The following is a 14,943-nucleotide window of genomic DNA, read 5'->3' as shown; positions in this document are numbered from 1 at the left end:
GCAACTCCGGCACCATCCACTCTTGCACCTGCAGGAGTATCAAGCTGTCTGTCCCAATCGTCACATACGCCATCGTTATCAGCATCTCCTTTTTTACATACTTCGATATCCTGGTTTTTATTAGCCAATACATCCAGTTTGTAATAGATTTCCTGAAGCGGGTCATGCCACATTAAATGAGATTCATGTTTTCCAAGTTTAACAGAAAGACCTAAAGTAGCATTGAAGAAGTTGTCGGAAACCTGCTCAGAACGCTTATTGATAGCGCTGTATTTATCTCCTCCACCGTCAAATTCATCATCACCGGTTACCACATACATTAATCTACCTTCAATATCGATTCTTCTGTTCACTTTGAATTTAAGACCTGTACCAGCCTGGAAGAACATAGAACCTAATTGGAAAGGTTTGATTTCAGTCATTAATGTCTGCTTGTTACTTCCATCTTTTTGATAAGCTCTGTACGCAATGGTACCGATACCTGCATATCCGTGAAGTGCCCATCTGTAAGGAGAGTGGTTATCCACTCTTCTTAAAAGGTTTGAGAAGTTAATATCTCCTAAGATAGAGATTGCGTCATACTGAGTTCTTGCTCCTACTGCTGATGCATCTGGTGCTGCATTTTTAGTATTGAACCATCCTTGTCTGGTTTCACCTCTGTCATACTGTAAATTGATCCCAAAAGCATGAGTAATAGCTTTATCAATACTTACATACGCTGAATATCCAAAAAGGTTTTTACCATTACCATTTTTGATCGAGGTTAAATCTGCTGACTGAAGAAGTGGAACACCTGCTCCTACGGAAATAGACCAATCGTTAAATCTTTTAGATTGATTGGTGAATGGGGAAACATTAGCAGATCCCGAAGAAAATGTATTAGGATACTCTCCTTTTGAAACTGCCGTTGAGTCTTGTGCATAAGTGGCAGAAGGAATTGCCAAAGCTAATGCAACAATTGCTAAACTTAATTTCATCGTGTATTATTATTTGAGTTCTTTTTGAAAAAAGAAGTTTAAGTTTGTTTAATTATTTAACTGGACATCCGTTGTTTTCAACAGGTCCTGGTACAGTTACACACTTGTCGTAAAGGTCAATAACGCCATCCAGATCCATATCCAAAGCAACTCCGGCACCATCTACTCTTGCTCCTGCAGGAGTATCAAGCTGTCTGTCCCAGTCATCACATACTCCATCATTGTCTGCATCTCCTTTTTCACAAACAACAAGGTCAGTACTTGCGTTTTCAAGAACGCTGGTTCTGTAGTAAGCTTCCTGAAGCGGGTCATGCCATGCAAGGTGAGATTCGTGTTTACCTAATTTGAAGGATACACCTAAACTTACTGTCCATGCATTATCTGATCTTCTTGAATTCAGCATATTATATTTTGAACCTGGAGTGGAAGGATCATAATCATTAGGATCTGCCCATCCGCCACCATCGAATTCATCATCACCACTGATGATGTACATGGTTCTTGCCTCAACGTCAATAAGTTTTGAAACATTGTATTTTATTCCCAAACCTCCCTGATAGAAGATAGAGTTGATATCAATGTCTTGCTTAATAAACAAAGGTGTTCTTCTTGGAGTAGTGCTCCATCTGAATTCGTCGTTATCATGGAGTGATGTTCTGAATCCCTGAACCCCAATACCCATATACCCATGGAAAGCCCATCTGTATGGAGAGTGGTTGTCTACTCTTCTGAATAAGTTCGAGAAGTTGATATCCCCTAATAAAGAGATGTTGTCAAATTGTGTTGTAGCAGTAGCTATTCCTGATTTCACACCTGCAGCACCGGGAAGCTGGGCTGTCTGTTTCGTTTCTCCTCTCATATACATAACGCTTAGTGCGAATGTATGTGTGATTTGTTTGTCTACGCTGATGTAAGCATTGTAGCCCCAATTGGTCTTATCCTTGCGGATAGATTTTAAATCGGAGTGTACCATAAATGCAGGACCACCTCCAACAGAAATAGACCAGTCTCTGAAGCGTCTGGCTTTATTGTCAAAGGGTTGTACATTAGCGGAACCTGAAGAGAATGTATTAGGATACTCTGTGGAAGAGTTTACTGTAGTGCCGCTGTTCTGTGCAAATGCAGCAATTGGCAATGACGTAGCCAATAATAATAAACCTAATTTCATACAATATGTTTTATGTTTTAAATAAAATCTTTTAATAATATTCTGGAAAAATCCCTTTCAAAAAGATGTTTTTTATGAGGGATTTCTAACCTTTCTGATTTAAAATTTAACTCATTATACTTAATGATATCAATATCTATTATCCTGTCCGTATAACCTCCGGATACTTTTGAATCATTAATTCTTCCCATCTCAACTTCTATATTCTTAATACAATCAAGCAGTTGAATTGGTGAAAGATGTGTGAATATTATTGCTGCAATATTACAAAAAATATTGGAACTGGCAAACTCTACAGGGTCAGACATTAAAAATTCGCTGGTTTGTGAAATGTGATTTCCGGCTTCATTGATCTTCTTTAATGCAAGCTCTACATTTTTTTTTTGCTCTCCTAAGTTACTTCCCAGTAACAAAACGACCTTATGCTGCGACATATTAGAAAATTGATTGATTTATGAGAAGTTTCTTTAAAAATGTTTTGGCAAATATAGTAGCAATTATCATACTTTGCGCTCTGTTTTTCATCTTTTTCATTATGATGCTTGTGTTCAGTGCGATGGGGAATGATAAGTCGGTGGCGGTAAAAAAGAACTCCGTTCTTACGATTAATTTAAAGACCAATATCATCGATAGCCCTACTGAAGAAGAGATGGGATTATTCGGTTTAGGTGCCCAAAATAAAAGTATCCTTATATATGATGCATTGGAAGCTATCAATAAAGCAAAAACTGATGATAATATTAAAGGAATCAGTATAGAAACTGATTATTTATCTGCAGGACTTACTCAGATTGATGATCTTAGAAATGCCATTGAAGATTTCAAGAAAAGTGGAAAGTTTGTGTATGCCTATGGAAATGGAGTATCACAGTCTGCTTATTATTTAGGATCTGTTGCTGATCAATATTATCTGCATCCTGCAGGAATGGTAGAATTAAAAGGTCTTTCTACAGAAGTTACTTTCTTCAAGGATTTTGCAGATAAATACGGGATTGGAATTGAAGTAATCCGTCACGGTAAATTCAAGTCTGCGGTAGAACCTTTTTTAAGAAATGATATTTCTCCTGAAAATAAAGAACAGTTAAGTACTCTTCTGAATGACCTTTGGAAAAATACTTCCAATAAAATGGCGGCTTCAAGAAAAATTGATACTGCTCAGTTCAGAATGATTACAGATAGCTTATATGGAATGATTCCTGAACAAAGCTTAAAATATAAACTGGCAGATAAGCTGATCCAGAAATCAGAATACGAAGATCTTCTTAAGGCGAAGTTAAGTGTGAAGGATAAAGAAAAACTGAACAAGATTTCTTTAACAAGTTATATCAATTCTTATGCGGATGAAGATAGATCGGGTGAAAAGATTGCAGTACTTTATGCTTCGGGATCTATTAATAATGGAGATGACTACAATGATATCCATTCTGAGAAATATGTAAAATACATTAAAAAACTTCAGGAGGATGATAAAGTGAAAGCGGTTGTGTTCAGAATCAACTCTCCGGGAGGAAGTGCCAATGCTTCAGATGAGATCTTATTTGAATTGCAGCAGCTGAAAAAGAAAAAACCACTGATTGTTTCTTTTGGGGACTATGCGGCATCAGGCGGATATTATGTAGCAATGGCTGCAGATAAAATTTATTCAGAGCCGAATACACTCACTGGTTCTATCGGAGTGTTCGGGGTAATGCCTTACTATAAAGATATTGCTGCTAAAAACGGGATTCGCGCAGATATTGTTTCTACCAATGCCAACTCTATGTATTATTCCGGATTAAACGGAGTGACCCCTTACGGAGTCAATATGATGACAAGAAGTGTAGAAGGTACTTATAAGAGATTTGTACATTTTGTGACTCAGAACAGAAAGAAAACTTTTGAACAGATTGATAATGTAGGAGGCGGTAGAGTATGGAGTGGTGTTCGTGCCAAGCAAATTGGATTGGTAGATGAATTGGGTACGTTAACAGATGCTGTGAAGTTTGCAGCACAGAAAGCAGGATTAAAATCATACCACGTAGAAGCTTTCCCTAAGAGAATGACTCCGTTTGAACAAATTTTCAAAGACCTGAATGAAGAGGATGTTTCTGCCAGAATTATCAAGAATAAGATAGGGAAGTCCAACTATGAGATTTTACAGCAGATTACAGATAAAAAACTACAGTCTGAGGTGAAAATGGAAATGCCTTATCAGATCAGAATCAACGACTAACTAAATTTTATATTGTACACAAAAATCCCGGACCTGAAATTTCAGATCCGGGATTTTATTTTTTTATAAGCCCTAAAATCAGCTTTTCTTTGTTGCCATTCCGTAAATCCAGAGAATGATTAAAGCACCTCCGATGGAGAGAATCCAGCTTCTGGGATTCCAGAATGAAGTGACATCTCCCCAGTGTAAAACGTAAACTCCTATAGCTCCTCCTACAAATGCTCCCAGAATTCCCAGGATAATAGTGATAAGCCATCCTCCTCCCTGAGTTCCCGGCATGATCATTTTAGCGATAGCACCTGCGATAAGACCAAATAGGATCCATGTTATAATTCCCATAGTTGCAAATTTTTTTATTGTTAATATTTAAAAAATGATTTGTTGCTAATATAAGGGAAAACATGATATAAATCATCTTTTCTTGAAGAATGAGTCTACAAATTCCGTACCATTAAAAAGTTGTAAATCCTGCATTTTTTCGCCTACACCAATGTACTTCACCGGAATTTGGAATTGATCGGAGATCCCGATAACAACACCTCCTTTGGCTGTTCCATCCAATTTAGTTACTGCTAAAGCATTTACTTCTGTTGCCGCTGTAAACTGTTTTGCCTGTTCGAAAGCATTCTGTCCTGTAGAACCGTCAAGTACCAGCAGAATTTCATGAGGCGCATCAGGAATCACTTTCTGCATTACTCTTTTGATTTTCGAAAGCTCATTCATCAGGTTGATCTTGTTGTGAAGTCTTCCTGCGGTATCAATGATGACAACATCAGCATTTTGTGCAACGGCACTCTGTACAGTATCAAAGGCTACTGAAGCGGGGTCTGATCCCATTTCCTGTTTTATAATAGGAACACCCACTCTTTCGCTCCAGATAACAAGCTGGTCAACCGCAGCCGCTCTAAAGGTATCAGCTGCTCCAAGAACTACTTTTTTACCTTCCGATTTGAACTGATGAGCCAGTTTTCCGATGGTGGTTGTTTTTCCCACTCCATTTACTCCTACTACCATGATGACATATGGTTTTTTGGAAGTATCTATATTTCCCGTACCGGCATGTGGATTTTCAAGCAATAATCCCGAAATTTCCTCACGAAGAATTTTGTCAAGTTCGTTAACGCCTACATATTTATCTCTGGCAACACGTTCTTCAATTCTTTCAATAATTTTGATGGTGGTAGAGGCTCCTACATCGGAAGCAATCAGTACTTCTTCCAGATCATCCAGAACTTCATCATCTACTTTGCTTTTGCCGACTACGGCTTTTGTCATTTTTTCAAAGAATCCCTGGCTGGATTTTTCCAATCCTTTATCTAAGGTTTCTTTTTCTTCCTTTTTGAAAATATTTTTAAACCAACTCATAGTTTTAGTTTATTCTTATTTATTTTTAATCACTGCTGTGGCTTCTACTTCTATAAGCACATCATCTCTGAAAAGCCTGCTCACTTCTACAAGGCTGCTTACGGGAGAATTTTGAAGGTTGACATGCAAATCCCTTACTTTTCTGAAATCAGGTGTTTTTTTGATGTCTGTGGTATAAATTACCAGCTTGATAATGTCTTTTCCTGTGCCTCCATATTCCTTCAGGATATTATCAATATTCTTGAAAACCTGCTGCGTTTGCTCTTCAATTGTATTTCCTACAAGATGACCCTCAGAGTCCAGAGGAACCTGTCCGGATAATAAAATCATTTTAGAATTTCCACAGTCAATACTTACTGATTGCGATAATCCTTTAATGTTGAAAACTTTTGGCGAACTTTTATATTCTACAGTATTCATTGTTTTTTGACTGAATGAAAATAGAAAAGTTGCTGTGCAGGCCAGAACAAGTATCTTTTTCATACTTTACTGATTAATAATCTGGTGAGCAAAGATAGCAAAAAAACTACCCAAAAACAGGAGTTGTTTTTTTATATGTAAACAAAGTCTTATTATTTTTATTCACTGATATTCAGCATCAGGAGTTTTTATTACGGCCTGATAGATAAACTGATTACCATTATAATTCAAATTCGTCTCCCAGACGTGCGATATTAAATCCTTTTTCAATAACCTGTTTACTCTGTCTGCTATCCGGATTTAAAATTTTATTGGTATGATTAAAATGGATAAAGAAAATTCTTTTTTTATATTCAGGTGACAGGTTTTTAAACAATTCCATACTCTCCACTACAAACGGGTGTGGAATATCGTCAATATTTCTGTATCCTATTTCTTCCGAGTCATAGAATGTACCATCCAGAAATGCATAATCTACTGTTTTTATCAGATCTGTAATACTGTATTTCCACTTATTCCATTTATCTATATCCGGAATGAATAACGCTTTTTTATGAGGCCCTTTAATAATGAAACCCACTGTTTCAGAATATTCATCACGGTGGGGAACCTGTATAGGAGTAACTTCTAAATGAGAGTTCACCCCTATTGGTGTTTCATTCTGTATCTCATAGGGAATAATATTCTGCAAACGGACCAGCTGAGACCATGGTCCACTGGTTTCAAAGAACTTCTTAAGCCGTGGCATAGTATATACAGGAACAGCTTTGGAATTCATACCTTCTTTTCCCAAGAACATAAGACCTGTATAATGTCCGATATGTGCATGCGTGATAAAGATACCATCAGGTACGGCTTTCTTTGGATCTGCTGAATGCTCCATCAATAATTGCAGTTGCTGAGTGAAATCCGGGGTGGCATCGAAGATATAATTTTTCTGCAGTTCGTTGTCGATGACTCCCAAGGAAGATACTTTCCTGTCCTGCCGGGGATGTTTCCAGAGATCCATACAGCATTCTTTACGGCATCCGATCTGAGGGGAGCCGGCATCCTGTACATTTCCCAGAATAATAATTTTTACATTCGCCTGAGAACTGCTTTTCCCGTGAATTGTTTGGGAATGGCAGGGAGATCCGATAAATAATATCGCGGAAAATAAAATAAAGAATTGCTTCATAATGTGTTTTTTTATGAAACGAATATAACAAAAAAACTACTCAAAAAAATGAGTAGTTTTTTTATATTGTAAACAAAGTACTGATTATTTTTTTAAATAACCGTCTACTTCGTCAGCATTCATTACTTTTTCTTCGAAAACGTAAGCTCCTGATTTAGAAGACTTAACCATTTTCACCACTTTAGTCATCTTCTTAGACTGACCGCTTTGTAGGGTTGCTACTACTTTCTTTGCCATGGTAAGTTATTATTTATAAATTACTTAATTTCTTTGTGAAGGGTAGATCTCTTAAGAACAGGATTGTATTTTTTCAATTCCAATCTTTCTGTAGTGTTCTTTTTATTTTTTGTAGAAATGTATCTAGACATTCCTGGCATACCACTTTCTTTGTGCTCTGTACATTCAAGGATTACTTGAACTCTATTTCCTTTTTTTGCCATGATTTATTAATTCTTTTTAATCAATCCGTTTCTAGTAGCTCTTTCAATAGCTTCCTCGATTCCAATCTTGTTAATCACTCTCAATCCATGAGCTGATACTTTCAGTGTAACGTGCTTATCTTGCTCCGGAAGGTAAAACTTCTTCTCTAATAAGTTAATTTCAAAACGACGCTTCGTTTTGTTATTAGCGTGAGAAACGTTGTTACCAACCATTGCACGCTTTCCTGTTATTTGGCAAATTCTTGACATATCTCGATGTTCTTATTTGTATAATATTTGAGAGTGCAAAATAACGAAGAATTTTTTAGATAGACAAATCTTTTGGAAAATATTTGTAAATAAGTGGCTGATTAATAATATTGAATTTTTAAAATAGCAGAACCCTTGGGATACAGCAGATAATCGGTGCTGATATATTTCATACAGCCTTTTTTTTACCCGGAGAATTTAATAACTTATCTTTGTTTTTAATTAATCTAAATAAAAACAACTATGAAGAGGATCTATATTTTATTATCTATGGTACCAGTTAGTCTAATGGCTCAGAACTTTACTGAGGTGCAGACCAGTATGAATAATTTTTATTATTCTGCAGCTGATATCACAGATATAGACAACAATGGTACACTGGATATTGTGTTCAACGGAGCGATAGACTCTGACGGGGACGGAAATGTAGACAGTACCTATAATGAAGTGTATCAGAACAATGGTACAACCTTATTGCCGTTTGCAGGGTTGGGAGCAGATGTGACCCATCTTGGAGATATTAAGTTCATAGATTATAATAACGACGGTCTGATGGATATTATTTCTACAGGACTCAGCTATATGGATGTTGTTAATTATAAACAATACCGATTCAAAAATACAGGTTCCGGATTTGTAAAAGAAGCAGAATTGCCGGGTAAAATTTACGGATCTCTGGAAGTTTTTGATTTTAACCATGACGGGAAACCGGATTATGCCATTAATGGAACTCAATACGCTCACGGAGGAGGTTTTGGAAATAGTCTGGATTATTACAAAAATACGGGTGCCGGTTTTGACCTTACAGAAAATTGGGTAGATGGAACTCAGAGCGGAAGTTTTAAAGTAGTAGACCTTAATAATGACAACCTGCTGGATCTTGTGATTATCGGATCAGACATCAATGGAGATGCAGTATCCAAAGTGTACATGAACCAGGCCGGGGTTTTGACTCCTACACAGGATCTTGCATCTGTCGCGGTGGGAAAAATAGATTTTGCAGACTTTAATGCAGATGGTTTTCAGGATATTGTAGTGATTGGAAGCGATCCAAATGATGAACCTTATTTTGCTGTTTTAATGAACGATGGTACCGGGACATTAACTCCTCAGACAATTGCAGTAAACGATATTTCAGATGTGGCACTGAGTGTTGGAGATTTGAATAATGACGGCTATTACGATTTTATTATTTCAGGGAATGAAAATTACAACGCTGTTGTGAAAACCTATATCTATAATGTTTCCAATCATACATTCAATGAAGGAACGGTAACGGGGGTTACTGCCCTTGGAGGTCCGGGGCTGGTACAGCTTTTTGATTTTAATAATGATCATCATCCGGATATTTTATTGGGTGGATTTGATTGGGCTGCTTCTGATCTTCCTTCCCTGACTAAAGTATTTAAGAATAATTCTACAGCAGCGAATGCAAAACCTACAGCACCCACTCAATTGAATCTGACTAAAAATGGAAACCGTTTTAATTTTACCTGGAGTGGGGCATCGGATGATAAAACTCCGGTGAATGCTTTGCGTTATGAAATTACCGTAGGATCTACACAGGGAGCCCATGATATTGCAAAATATGTAGTAACAACACCATCATGGTTTCTTGAACTTGATCCTTCCATTCAAAATGTATACTGGAGTGTGAAATCTATTGATGCTTCAAAAGTATATTCTGATGCTTCCACACAGGGTGCGTTGGGAACGGCTGAGATCAAATCTGAAAAGCAGCTTGTTATCTATCCAAATCCAACATCAGATAAAGTATATATCAAAGGAGAAAAAATTTCGGAAGCTGAAATGTATTCGATGGAGGGGAGAAAACTGAATATCAGTGTGAATGGGGATCAGTCTATTGATGTTTCTCATTTGCCTAAAGGAGTCTATTTATTAAAACTGAAGATAAAAAACGAAATAACCACCAGAAAACTTACGATTAAGTAATTGAATCAATTCTATCTTCTATTAATGAGAAAAGCCAGGCGTCCAGCTGGCTTTTCTCTTTTTTAGTCTGAATATTTTACGTATTTAAAGCAAAGTAAAACTTCATAAAATAAAAATATGCGTAATCTGTAAATCTGCGAGAAAATATAAGGCTCGCAAATCTTGCAGATTACGCAGATCTTGTGTAATTCGTGCGTAAATTTGTGCAATTAGTGTTTAAAAACTAAGCTTTCTTTGTTTTCTTTTTAAACCATTCAATCAGATAATAAAATAATAAAAACCCTAACGCAAATATGGAAAACCTTGAAAGAAGGTCACCTGCTCTGGTATAAAATGTCATTGTGTCATAGAGGTTTACCTTTGCAAATAAAGCCGTCTGGTCACCATAGAAAGTGTCGGCCGTTATCTCACCTTTAGCATTGATGTGTGCAGAAATTCCGCTGTTGGCAGCACGTGCAATTTCTCTTCTGGTTTCAATAGCTCTCAGTTTAGCATAAGATAAAAGTTGTTTGTGCCCTTCTGTAACGCCCCACCAGGAGTCATTGGTCATAATACCTAAGAAGTTAGCTCCTTTTTTTACATAGTCTGTTACAAATTCACCATAGATACTTTCATAGCAAATGATAGGGGCCAGTTTTCCTTTATTGTAAGGATTTGAAAAGGCAACTCTTTCTTTATCCGTTCCCAAAGAAGCTACTGTTCCTCCCAGATTCAGCATAGCATCTCCAAGCAATGGTTTTAAAACATTCATATAAGGGAATATTTCAACACCTGGCACCAATTTTCCTTTGTGGTAAGCCTGTACTTTCTGATGAGGTACCAATTGAATGGCGGTGTTGTAGCTGCTCACCCAAACACCGTTATTAATCTGATACGCTTCTTTAGGTAAGTCGGAAGGATTATAAAAGAATCGGTGTGAAGAAATTCCTGTTGCAAAAACAGATCCTGGGTGACTGGACAAAAATCCTTTGATATTATTGAGAAGTAAACTCTTTTCAAAAGCTGTCTCAGAAATAGATCCTCTTCCGGGTAAAGCAGTTTCCGGGGCAATATAGTAATCAATTTTACCTGTTGAATTTTTTTCAGCAAGAGCTAGTAAATCCTGTTGTATGGTCAGACTGTCTTTTGAATACTTTTCAGCATAAGGATCAAGATCCGGTTGCAGCATCAGAACATTAACCTGTCCGATTGGTTTTTCATCAAAATTATTGTATTTGATCACAGAAATAATCATTGGTAGAGCAATTAAAACTCCAATAATAGCCGAATTTTTGATCAAATCTTTTCTCTTTCTTCCGGCTTCCCATGTTCTTACTGTGTAAAAAATAAGTACGTTAATCAGCAGAATCCAAAAGCTTCCTCCGGTTGCTCCTAAAGTGTCATACCATTGGATCAGTTTTGGGTAGTCTGAAAATACATTCCCAAGGTTCAGCCAAGGCCAGGTAAGTTCCCATCCTAAATGAAATTTTTCAAAACTCATCCAGATGGCAATCAAAAATCCTAATCCCCAATACGTTCCCTGAGCATTTTTGTACCAGTGATAACATTGGAATACCAGAGAATATAAAAAAGAATTAACCAGTACCGGAAATAAAACAGCCATCAGAGAGTGGCTTCCGTCAGGGTTTTTGGAACCATACAGCCATCCTGTAGTGACTACGTTCCAGATCACAAAACATAAGTAGGATAATCCGAAGACCACCCAGCTTTTCCTTTTATAATCTGAAAATTTTGAAATTCCATGCTCCATCATCAAAAGAGGAACAAGAGCGAAAAATATAAAAAACGGAACTCCATAAGTTGGCCATGAAACCGACAGCAGCATTGCTGAAATAAGTGTAAGTAGAACGTATTTCATTAAATTATTTTAATACACAAATTTAATGTTTTTGAAATGAATATATTAGCAGTTCGATGTTAAAGAAAATTTATAAAATCATTATTGTTCCGTATACTCTGTTTTTGCTCTATCTGATGTTCTTAGGAATGGGCAGATTTCAATATGAGGAAAATCTCATCACGGTAGAACCTGTCTTTTCTACCATAAAATTTATTCAGGGGCCTAATAAGACGATAGATATTGTGAGGATTGTTTTGGGGAATATCATGATGTTTATTCCTTTTGGATTTTTGGGTTGGGTCATTCCCGAACTGAGAAAACTGAAACCGTTATTATTTGGTTTTATCTCATGTATCGTTATTGTAGAAGCACTTCAATATTTTACCAGAATGGGAATATTTGAGGTAGACGATATCATCCTGAATACTTTTGGGGTGTATCTGGGATGGAAGATTTGCGGATTGATTGAAAAAAGATTTAACGATTAAGTTCCTTTGCACGCTTTTCGGCGTTCAGAATTCCCTGTTTCAGAATTTCTTTAAAACTGTTTTCTTCAAATGTTTTTAAAGCAGCTTCAGTAGTTCCGCCTTTGGATGCAACGTCTTTAATCAGTTCTTCAAGATTCTTTTCTGAATTATTGATGAGATGATAAGCGCCCAGCATGGTTTGTTTTACAAAAAGTTTGGAAAGATTTTCTTCAATTCCCATTTCAATACCTGCTTTAATCATAGCATCGATGATATAATAGAAATAAGCTGGCCCACTTCCTGAAAGGGCGGTTACACCATCGAGAAGTTCTTCATTCTCCAGATAAACCGATCTTCCTGTGCTGTTTAATAATCTTTCAATATTGATTAACTGGCTGAAAGAAATTCCATTGGCTGCGGTATATCCTGTGATTCCCATTCCCAGAAGGGTAGGAGAGTTAGGCATTGCTCTTACAACAAGCGGATGATTCAGTAATTTCTGGATTTTTTCAATATTGATTCCCGCCATGATGGATAAAATCATCTGGTTTTCTTTGAAAGTAAATTGAATGTTTTGGGCAACGGTTTGAAAATCCTGAGGTTTTACAGCGATAATAATCAGATCAGCATCGATATCTTTTACTTCTTCAAAAGTGGAAATTTTAGATTTGGGAAATTCTTCAGCTATTTTGGTGATTTTTTCCTGACTTCTGATAATCAGGTGAAGATGTTCAGGTTTGATCAGTTCGTACTTCAAAAATGATTTTGAAAAAGAAAGCCCCATATTTCCGGCTCCAAGAATAGCTATTTTCATCGCAAATTGTAATTTTTAAGCTAAAATAATGATTTTTTGGTGATGTATTGTAATTGAATAAGTTGAATGCTGTTAGAAAATGTAATGACGTGTAAAATTGCTGACTATGCTACTTATAAGGTTCTGTAAAGTATAATATTCTCGCCGATTTAGGAGATTATGCAGATTTTTTTCTTGGAGATCTGCGTTATCTGCGAAATCTGTGAGAAATTACATTATTAAAAAATATACATTACTTAATTTTATCACACATGAAATCCTTGCGACTTTGCGTTTATCTAACACTTACAAATAATAAGAACTAAAAAAGACTGAATTCATATGAATCAGCCTTTCTATATTTTAAAATTAAATAATATTCACTTCCCGTTCAAGTTCTATTCCGAACTTTTCTTTCACGGAATTGATGATCTCTGTAGAAAAATCAAAAATTTCTTTCCCTGTAGCGTTTCCTGTAGCATTGATAATTACCAGAGACTGCAGTTTGTGTGAAGCTACATTCCCGATCTGCTTTCCTTTCCAGCCACATTGCTCAATCAGCCATCCGGCGGGAACTTTTACCCTATCTCCATTCGGGTAACCCTGAATGTTTTCAAATTGCTGTTTTAATGCTTCAAACTGAACCAAAGGAATAGTAGGGTTCTTGAAAAAACTTCCGGCATTTCCAATTTCTTTAGGGTTTGGTAATTTGCTTTGTCTTATATTGATTACAGCTTTGGATACATCCTGAATGGTAGGATTTTTAATGCCAAGATTTTCCAGTTCAGATTTGATAGCTCCATATTCTGTCTTGATATGGTGATTTTTTTGAGTAAGCTTAAAAGTAACTTCCAGAATAACATATCTGCCTTTTCCTTCCTGTTTGAAAATAGAATCCCTGTATCCGAATCTGCATTGTTCAAGATTGAAAGTTTTCAGTTCAAGATTTTCTAAATCCAAAACCTTACAGCTTACAAAAATATCTTTGATCTCTGTTCCATAAGCTCCTATATTCTGCATAGGAGAAGTTCCTACATTTCCGGGAATTAAAGAAAGATTTTCAAGGCCGCCATAATTTTTTTGCAGGCAGAACATCACAAATTCATGCCAGTTTTCCCCAGCTTTTGCAGTTACCCATACTTCATTATCATTAATGCTCTCTTCAGAAATTCCTTTTAAATTGAGTTTAATTGCAAGTCCCTCAAAATTTTTGGTAAGAAGAATGTTACTTCCGCCTCCTAAAAAAAGAAGCTGAAGAGATTGTTTTTCCGCGAAAGTAAGTGCCTCTTTTAACTCATCAATGGTATTGACTTCAGTAAAATATTTGGCTTTGGCTTCAACACCGAATGTGTTATAGGGTTGTAATGAAAAATTTTCCTGCATGTTTTATTTATATTCTTTGGGAAGAATCTTGTCTAGTTGTTCTTTAAGTTGTTGGAGCTGTTTGTAATGTATGGTATCTGCATAAGCATTCACATAGATATGTGATTTTTTGGGAGTCCGGATCTGGAAGGTTTCATCTATTCCGTCTACAGACTGCTGGCTGGGAGAGCTTTTGATATGGTCAAGATCTGTAATATTGACGGATGATACCAGCTTTTTCCATATTTCCGGATTGATGGCAGATGCCCATGCCTTATGGGTTTTATTGGCTGTCATTCCTTTTTCTGCAAAAACAGAATCTTTTGTAGCTTTAATAATCCTGTAGTTTCCGAGATTTCCTTCAACATCAGATACACTGATGAAGGTTATTTCGTGTGGATTTTTAGGGGAAACCGGCTGTTCTGTCTTTTTGGAGTCACAGGAAAAAAATGCCGACAGCAAAAGAATCGAAAACAGGATTTTCAGATGGAGTTTTTTTGTTGTCGGCATAAGATGTATT

Annotated in this window: 16 protein-coding genes and 1 pseudogene; 3 read left to right on the top strand and 14 right to left on the bottom strand. The window is 36.5% G+C overall.

What is annotated here, in order from left to right; all coding sequences use genetic code 11:
* From DDF69_RS08895 to folK, 3 genes and pseudogenes are all read right to left on the bottom strand, one after another.
* A pseudogene (locus tag DDF69_RS08895) lies at positions 1 to 977 on the bottom strand (OmpA family protein); the annotation flags it as partial.
* Between the two features lie 52 nt (positions 978 to 1,029).
* The gene (locus tag DDF69_RS08890; RefSeq protein ID WP_114820466.1) at positions 1,030 to 2,145 is read right to left on the bottom strand and encodes an OmpA family protein; all 1,116 of its coding nucleotides are present in this window, start codon (positions 2,143 to 2,145) and stop codon (positions 1,030 to 1,032) included.
* Between the two features lie 17 nt (positions 2,146 to 2,162).
* Positions 2,163 to 2,579 (bottom strand): 2-amino-4-hydroxy-6-hydroxymethyldihydropteridine diphosphokinase, encoded by a 417-nt coding sequence (folK, locus tag DDF69_RS08885; protein WP_047434928.1) that lies wholly within the window; start codon positions 2,577 to 2,579, stop codon positions 2,163 to 2,165.
* A gap of 20 nt (positions 2,580 to 2,599) precedes the next feature.
* Here folK and sppA point away from each other — a divergent pair, with 20 nt between their 5' ends.
* Positions 2,600 to 4,357: a signal peptide peptidase SppA gene (gene sppA, locus DDF69_RS08880; RefSeq protein WP_114820465.1), complete on the top strand. Its 1,758-nt coding sequence runs from the start codon at positions 2,600 to 2,602 to the stop codon at positions 4,355 to 4,357.
* Positions 4,358 to 4,435: 78 nt separating this feature from the next.
* Here sppA and DDF69_RS08875 read toward each other — a convergent pair whose 3' ends face one another.
* From DDF69_RS08875 to rpmB, 7 genes are all read right to left on the bottom strand, one after another.
* Entirely contained in the window at positions 4,436 to 4,696 is a 261-nt protein-coding gene (locus DDF69_RS08875; protein ID WP_034694983.1) for a GlsB/YeaQ/YmgE family stress response membrane protein, read from the bottom strand.
* A 72-nt stretch (positions 4,697 to 4,768) separates the two neighbouring features.
* Complete coding sequence (ftsY, locus tag DDF69_RS08870) at positions 4,769 to 5,722, bottom strand: signal recognition particle-docking protein FtsY (RefSeq protein WP_076595870.1); 954 nt, start codon at positions 5,720 to 5,722, stop codon at positions 4,769 to 4,771.
* Positions 5,723 to 5,737: 15 nt separating this feature from the next.
* Positions 5,738 to 6,205 carry a RidA family protein gene (locus DDF69_RS08865; protein ID WP_114820464.1) on the bottom strand — a complete coding sequence of 156 codons (468 nt, stop codon included), beginning with the start codon at positions 6,203 to 6,205 and terminating at the stop codon, positions 5,738 to 5,740.
* A gap of 157 nt (positions 6,206 to 6,362) precedes the next feature.
* On the bottom strand, positions 6,363 to 7,319 hold the full coding sequence (locus DDF69_RS08860; RefSeq protein WP_114820463.1) for an MBL fold metallo-hydrolase: 957 nt from the start codon (positions 7,317 to 7,319) through the stop codon (positions 6,363 to 6,365).
* 84 nt (positions 7,320 to 7,403) lie between these two features.
* Positions 7,404 to 7,556, bottom strand: a complete 153-nt coding sequence (locus DDF69_RS08855) for a DUF4295 domain-containing protein (RefSeq protein ID WP_002976755.1) — start codon at positions 7,554 to 7,556, stop codon at positions 7,404 to 7,406.
* A 20-nt stretch (positions 7,557 to 7,576) separates the two neighbouring features.
* A complete protein-coding gene (gene rpmG / locus DDF69_RS08850; protein WP_027373683.1) occupies positions 7,577 to 7,759 on the bottom strand; it encodes a 50S ribosomal protein L33 in 183 nt (60 codons plus the stop codon).
* A gap of 6 nt (positions 7,760 to 7,765) precedes the next feature.
* A complete protein-coding gene (gene rpmB, locus DDF69_RS08845) occupies positions 7,766 to 8,008 on the bottom strand; it encodes a 50S ribosomal protein L28 (protein WP_002976757.1) in 243 nt (80 codons plus the stop codon).
* A gap of 243 nt (positions 8,009 to 8,251) precedes the next feature.
* Between rpmB and DDF69_RS08840 the strand changes: the two genes are divergently transcribed.
* Entirely contained in the window at positions 8,252 to 9,961 is a 1,710-nt protein-coding gene (locus tag DDF69_RS08840) for a T9SS type A sorting domain-containing protein (RefSeq protein ID WP_228411951.1), read from the top strand.
* A gap of 223 nt (positions 9,962 to 10,184) precedes the next feature.
* Here DDF69_RS08840 and lnt read toward each other — a convergent pair whose 3' ends face one another.
* Positions 10,185 to 11,819, bottom strand: coding sequence for an apolipoprotein N-acyltransferase (lnt, locus tag DDF69_RS08835; RefSeq protein ID WP_114820462.1), 1,635 nt, complete (start codon positions 11,817 to 11,819; stop codon positions 10,185 to 10,187).
* Positions 11,820 to 11,875: 56 nt separating this feature from the next.
* Between lnt and DDF69_RS08830 the strand changes: the two genes are divergently transcribed.
* Positions 11,876 to 12,289 (top strand): VanZ family protein, encoded by a 414-nt coding sequence (locus DDF69_RS08830; protein ID WP_114820461.1) that lies wholly within the window; start codon positions 11,876 to 11,878, stop codon positions 12,287 to 12,289.
* On the opposite strand, the gene proC is transcribed toward DDF69_RS08830, so the two are convergent.
* The 3 genes from proC to DDF69_RS08815 all read right to left on the bottom strand — a co-directional run bounded on the left by proC (position 12,279) and on the right by DDF69_RS08815 (position 14,933).
* Complete coding sequence (proC, locus tag DDF69_RS08825) at positions 12,279 to 13,082, bottom strand: pyrroline-5-carboxylate reductase (protein WP_114820460.1); 804 nt, start codon at positions 13,080 to 13,082, stop codon at positions 12,279 to 12,281. The genes DDF69_RS08830 and proC overlap by 11 nt on opposite strands.
* Before the next feature lie 348 nt (positions 13,083 to 13,430).
* The gene (gene murB / locus DDF69_RS08820; protein WP_114820459.1) at positions 13,431 to 14,444 is read right to left on the bottom strand and encodes a UDP-N-acetylmuramate dehydrogenase; all 1,014 of its coding nucleotides are present in this window, start codon (positions 14,442 to 14,444) and stop codon (positions 13,431 to 13,433) included.
* Between the two features lie 3 nt (positions 14,445 to 14,447).
* Positions 14,448 to 14,933, bottom strand: coding sequence for a hypothetical protein (locus DDF69_RS08815; protein WP_114820458.1), 486 nt, complete (start codon positions 14,931 to 14,933; stop codon positions 14,448 to 14,450).
* Positions 14,934 to 14,943: the final 10 nt, after the last annotated feature.

This window comes from Chryseobacterium sp. KLBC 52, from assembly GCF_003347605.1.
In the GTDB taxonomy this organism is placed as follows: domain Bacteria; phylum Bacteroidota; class Bacteroidia; order Flavobacteriales; family Weeksellaceae; genus Chryseobacterium.
The sequence above is the reverse complement of the archived record's forward strand: the minus strand, read 5'-3'. Positions and strand labels throughout refer to the sequence as shown.